The sequence below is a fragment of the Neobacillus drentensis genome, assembly GCF_036962765.1.
Taxonomy (GTDB): Bacteria; Bacillota; Bacilli; order Bacillales; family Cytobacillaceae; genus Neobacillus; species Neobacillus drentensis_C.
This window is the reverse complement of record NZ_JBALOS010000206.1, coordinates 1-5,329: the sequence shown is the minus strand read 5'-3', so window position 1 is coordinate 5,329 and position 5,329 is coordinate 1. Positions and strand designations below refer to the sequence as shown.

The following is a 5,329-nucleotide window of genomic DNA, read 5'->3' as shown; positions in this document are numbered from 1 at the left end:
ATTCTAAATAACGAACAAAAAACAAAAAATTTTTAACTAATCTACTTCCCGATATGGATTTACTATTTATTCATGACCACCCCAACTAATTTTGCTTTTGCAAATTCTAACACCTTTTTTGCCTCAGCTGCTTTTTCAAATTTTGTTTTACCATTTTGAATGACCAATATAACTCCATCACATTGATTTGCTAATAGTTTTGTATCTGTTACCTCTAGAAGTGCATGGGAATCTATTAATATTGAAGCATATGATTTTAACGCTGTCTTCAGAAGTTCCTCCATCCTATGAGAGCCTAATAATTCAACTGGATTATACTGGATAAGCCCACTTGATAAAAGATCTAATCTTCCGATTTCTGTATGTTGAATAGCCTCATAGAAAGATACTTTTCCAGTAAGAACATCGGTTAAACCTGTGGAGTTAGATGTCTTAAAAAAGGTATGCAAAGCAGGTCTTCTTATATTTGCATCGATCAACAGAACCTTCTCTTTCTGTTGTGCCATTGAAACTGCCAGATTAGCTGCAGTAGTTGACTTACCTTCACCATCACTGGGTGATGTTATTAGGAATATCCGACTTTTTTCTTCTGCCATAGAAAATTTAATATTTGTTTGAATCGTTCGAAATTGCTCTGAAATTTGGGATTCAGGATGGGAGTAGGTAACGATGGTCCTTTTTTTGGAAGCTGACAGTGCTTTTCGTTTATTTATTACCAATGCTCTCACCCCTTAGTTTTAGATCAAACTGCATATGACTGGTTTTCCTTTTAACACTTCTTTTGTTTACTTTTGATACCCTTCCCAATACAGGTAACCCTAGTAATAATTCAATCTCTTGTGATGACCGAATCCTATCATCTAAGGACTCTAATAAAAACGCTAATCCTATTCCACCTATTAATCCACCGACAACTGCTATAAATAACTTATTATTGTTACTTTGATTAATAGGTGATGTGCTTACTTTAGCATCCGATAATAGCCTTATATAGTCTTGACCGATTATGTTTGGAACTTCATCCCTAAATACTCTGGCCGTTTTATCCGCTATTTTTGCTGCTAAAATAGGATCCTTATCAACTACACTAATACTTACTACCTGGGATCCATCAACACTCTCAACACTTATTTGGCCTGCCAATTCCTCAGCGGATTTATTAAGAGCTAGTTCTTGAATCACTTTTTCTAAAATGATTGTGTCTCTAATTATTACCTGAAGAGTTTTTCTAGATTCTTCATCTGCACCTATTATGATCCTGGAGGAAGATTGAAAGAGTGGAATAGTGGTGGTGTTATTTTGTATTACGCCTACTAAACTAGCAAGAATCGCAACTACAATGATTACCCAAAATCTCCTCTTAAGAACTTGAAATATCTCTTTTAAATTAATTTCCTTAGCTCGTTTTTTGTCGACATTGTTATACTGATTCATTAAACCACCTTATTGTATGACATTAAGAAATAGGGTTTACTTATTTGTTCTAAATGGAGAACATTCTTACTAAAAAACCTCAATTATCCAAGTAGGAAACACTCCTTATTTATGTAATAAGGATATATACCTACCTAATATTTATATATATCATGTTAGTTCTTTAAAAAGAACATGTCAATAGTATTATTAAAATAGTTTGATTTTTCTTTTAGAGGAATTCATTGCTAAATAATTAAACACTAACTCCCATTTGTTTTTCTAGTAAGCTGCTAAACATTCCCTTCTTTTCACTTGCCAGTTGACTAAATTGTCCTTGTTGAATGATTTCTCCTTGTTCCAAAACAATTACTTGATCTGCATTTCTAATTGTAGAAAGTCGGTGGGCGATTACAATGACCGTCATGGTTCCTTTAAGTTTTTCAATTGCTCCTTGAATCTTAGCTTCATTCTCTGAATCTAATGCACTGGTTGCTTCATCTAAAACTAGAATCGATGGCTTACGTAAAATGGATCTTGCAAGAACAAGTCTTTGCCGCTCTCCTCCTGAGAGCCTAATACCCCTATCCCCAACAATTGTATCAAGACCATTTGGTAATTTCTTCACAAATTCGGCTGCTGCTGAAAACTTTAATGCTTCCCAAATTTGTTCTTCACTCGCATCGGGCTTTATCATAAGTAAATTATCTCGGATACTAGCATTAAATAAAAATGGATCTTGTGGAACATAACTAATTGAGCGCCTTAAGGATAATAATTTTTGCTCAGTAAGCAAATCTCCATCTATCAGGACACTACCTTGTTCAGGTTTATTTAATCCCATTAGGATATCTATTAATGTGCTTTTTCCAGCACCAGATGGACCTACTATAGCTGTCATACTATTAATCGGAATGTGTAAATTAATATTTTGAAGAGCATAATTTCCTTCATTACGATTATATCGAAAAAATACTCCCCGACATTCTAATCCTTTTTCAATAATCAAAGGTTGAATATTCTTGTAAATGGTCTCATCATTAATCTCGGCTGCTTGCTTACATTTTTTTTGTAACTCTCTTAATGCCTTAAATGCAGGAATGGTCGTTGCTATTTGTTCCATACTGGATTGAATTTCAGTAATCCTTGGCCATAGCCTTGAGAAAATAATTAGTATCAATAAAAATTGCTCAGGATGTATATCAATGATCATCACGTAAATAAAAATAAAAACTGCAATCAAGCTTGCTGATGAAATTTTATAAAATGTCTGGGATGAGGTTTTTAACTTTATATATTCAATTTGCTCTTCTATCATTCCTTTTGTTAAAGAATTTAACCAAAGGAGACGAGATTCTTCTAAAGTGTTACTCTTAATATCCTTAATGCCATTTAACTGGTCAGTTATTCCAGCAAGGTATTCCTGTGCTAGGATAGAGGTTTTTGACCCTAATAATTTTGATTGTTTTATGAACTTTCTCGAAAAAAGAGCGAGAATGAATCCTGAAAGCAGTACCAAAATAGTTAGTTTAATGGATAACCAAAGAGCTATAACAATTTGTATACTAGTGAAAACAAGTGATGTTAATAACAATAAAAATTGGATAATTCCGCCTGAGACACGTGCAAGTTCCATTGTCATTACGTTTATGAGATCTGCTTTCCTTTCCTTGGTATAGAATTCCCAATTTGTTTTTAATAGGAGGCCATATGTCTCCAATCTTAATTGACGGATAAACCCTTGAGTGATTTTGACATTTCTTATCGCTAAATTTCGCTGTATTAGATTTTGACATATTACCAATGAAATAAAAAATCCCAAAATAAAAACTAGTGCTTGAGATTTAGGGAAGTCTTGTAAGAAATTTAGAAATTCTAAAAATTTAAATCCTCCAAAATCAGCATTTATAATTCCGCTATAACTTATCATTGGAACCAATAATAATATACCAATTCCTTCAAGAAAACTTGCTAATCCCATTCCAAACAGATTTAAATAAAGGATCTTGCCAGAATATGAATATATTCTTTTTATAAAGTAAAAAACGTGATTCACTTGTTATGCCCTCCTAGTTTCTGAACGAATCTTTGTTTTTCTTAGAAGGAGAATAATCGGGCGCAATGGAAAATATAAAAAATGAAGAACTTTGGGTAAGGGTAAAAATTCTGCATCTTCTGGATATGGGTATAAAAAACTTAATATAAAGAAAAATTTCTGTTTAGTAGACATTAAAGAAAATAAATGCCGTTTATGATATGCAGATACCTCTTCCGGTACCGGGTCTGTATGAAGATTAACCATCTGCTTTATATAAAACAAAGCGTCTAGTCCGAGCTGTTTTGTTCGTTTTCTATTTATAATGTTATTCATTTCCTTAGGTACCTTGGCATTAAGCAGATGAAAAGCCAAAAAAAGTGCCTGGCCGCCTACATCGTCATAATGGTACCTTTTAAGTAAATTAATAGTTTTAGTCCAATTAATTTTTGATTCCGTAATTTGTTTAATATCATCTAACCAACGAAGTCTGGACCACCCATGCCGTGCTCCGTGTGAAACAAGGAATACAAATAAGTCTTCAAGTCCCAAAGTATACATAGGCTGGCTTGTTAATGAACTTACTCTTTTCCTTTTCCATAAGTCATCAAATTTCGGTTCTTTAGCAGGTCCTGGATTAAGCCTCCAATGGATTTCCACCTTAATCTTTTTCTGGGGGTGAAAAAATGTTATATGGTGATGCCTCCACTTCCAGTCATTTAATACGGTTAAGATATACTCATCTTTTTTGTAACCTTCATTTATGAGAATTTCTTCAGCCTGGTCCAGCTTTTCGATTGGGATTAAAACATCCAAATCAGCAGATGTACGTAAAGAAATATCACCATATAGATCAGCAGCAAGAACGGGTCCTTTTAAAAAAAGGGTACGGATTTGATTACTAGAAAATAGTTTTGATATTTTTTCTGTTTCTCCGCTTAGGTGAAGCATTTGAAAAATGTTTTTTTGATAGATGAGGAATAACTCTTGGAGAACGGAAGTCGGAATAAAATCCCCCCCTAAATCTTTCATTCTTTTATAAATGAGAGGAAAAACTCGATGATGTTTAGATAGTTGGATGAACTTATCCCATTCGATACCCTTAAAATCCTTATTATTAAAATCGAGGACATCATCTCCTCTTTTCATAATAGAGAGTAGTAGTTTTAATTCTCTAGAAAATTGCTTTAGTTTTTCATTCATTATTTTTTCCACGGTATTCCCCTCTTATCGATTGTCACTTAACCGTTTTGCGAATTTTCCAACAATAGTAAATCTCCTCATTTCTTCAGCACCAGTAATATACAATGCCCCACTCCTAAGCCATGCATGTGCAATCATGATTCCTTGTTCATCTTTTGCTGTACCTAAATAGAGTGTACTCTCAATTTGCCTTCTTTGGAGCATCTTCATTCCCGCAATCGCCTTGACTAAACATTTACTTTCCCAAAATGTATAATTGCTCATTATATAAATTGCATCCGATACATTCCTTAATTCTATTTGATCTGAATCTTTATGTTCAAATGATGTTTCATCCATATGTTTACCTAATAATGGGGCAATCTTGGAAAACTGCATAGATTTAAGAATACGAGCCCAGGCTAAGAAAACAAATGCCTCTACGAACAAAATTTTTTTTATATTATCTAAAAAAATGAATGTCTTAATCTTTCGGAAAAGTGACATTACTATCCTCCTCCTAGTAAATTTCTATTCTCCAAGATTGATAACCTGAATGAGGCCCTCACGACTTAATTGTTCAATATAGGATAAAACATGCTGTTCACATATTTCCTTTTCTACTTCGTACGTTAATAATAAGGTATCAACCAATTTGTTAATTTCTATTGGTGTCCTAATTAAATCCCATATTTCCCC

The 5,329-nt window shown here is 33.4% G+C and carries 6 protein-coding genes; all 6 read right to left on the bottom strand.

All coding sequences use genetic code 11. The features are described from left to right. Positions 1 to 62 precede the first annotated feature (62 nt). On the bottom strand, positions 63 to 719 hold the full coding sequence (locus V7137_RS22925) for a CpsD/CapB family tyrosine-protein kinase (RefSeq protein WP_335700218.1): 657 nt from the start codon (positions 717 to 719) through the stop codon (positions 63 to 65). Continuing rightward, positions 706 to 1,434, bottom strand: a complete 729-nt coding sequence (locus V7137_RS22920) for a YveK family protein (protein WP_335700217.1) — start codon at positions 1,432 to 1,434, stop codon at positions 706 to 708. The genes V7137_RS22925 and V7137_RS22920 overlap by 14 nt, the downstream gene beginning before the upstream one ends. A gap of 235 nt (positions 1,435 to 1,669) precedes the next feature. Next, positions 1,670 to 3,469: an ABC transporter ATP-binding protein gene (locus V7137_RS22915; protein WP_335700216.1), complete on the bottom strand. Its 1,800-nt coding sequence runs from the start codon at positions 3,467 to 3,469 to the stop codon at positions 1,670 to 1,672. A 3-nt stretch (positions 3,470 to 3,472) separates the two neighbouring features. Further along, a complete protein-coding gene (locus V7137_RS22910; protein WP_420490166.1) occupies positions 3,473 to 4,663 on the bottom strand; it encodes a nucleotidyltransferase domain-containing protein in 1,191 nt (396 codons plus the stop codon). Between the two features lie 12 nt (positions 4,664 to 4,675). After that, positions 4,676 to 5,137, bottom strand: coding sequence for a lasso peptide biosynthesis B2 protein (locus V7137_RS22905; RefSeq protein ID WP_335700215.1), 462 nt, complete (start codon positions 5,135 to 5,137; stop codon positions 4,676 to 4,678). Positions 5,138 to 5,161: 24 nt separating this feature from the next. Beyond that, positions 5,162 to 5,323: a PqqD family peptide modification chaperone gene (locus tag V7137_RS30770; protein ID WP_420490167.1), complete on the bottom strand. Its 162-nt coding sequence runs from the start codon at positions 5,321 to 5,323 to the stop codon at positions 5,162 to 5,164. Positions 5,324 to 5,329: the final 6 nt, after the last annotated feature.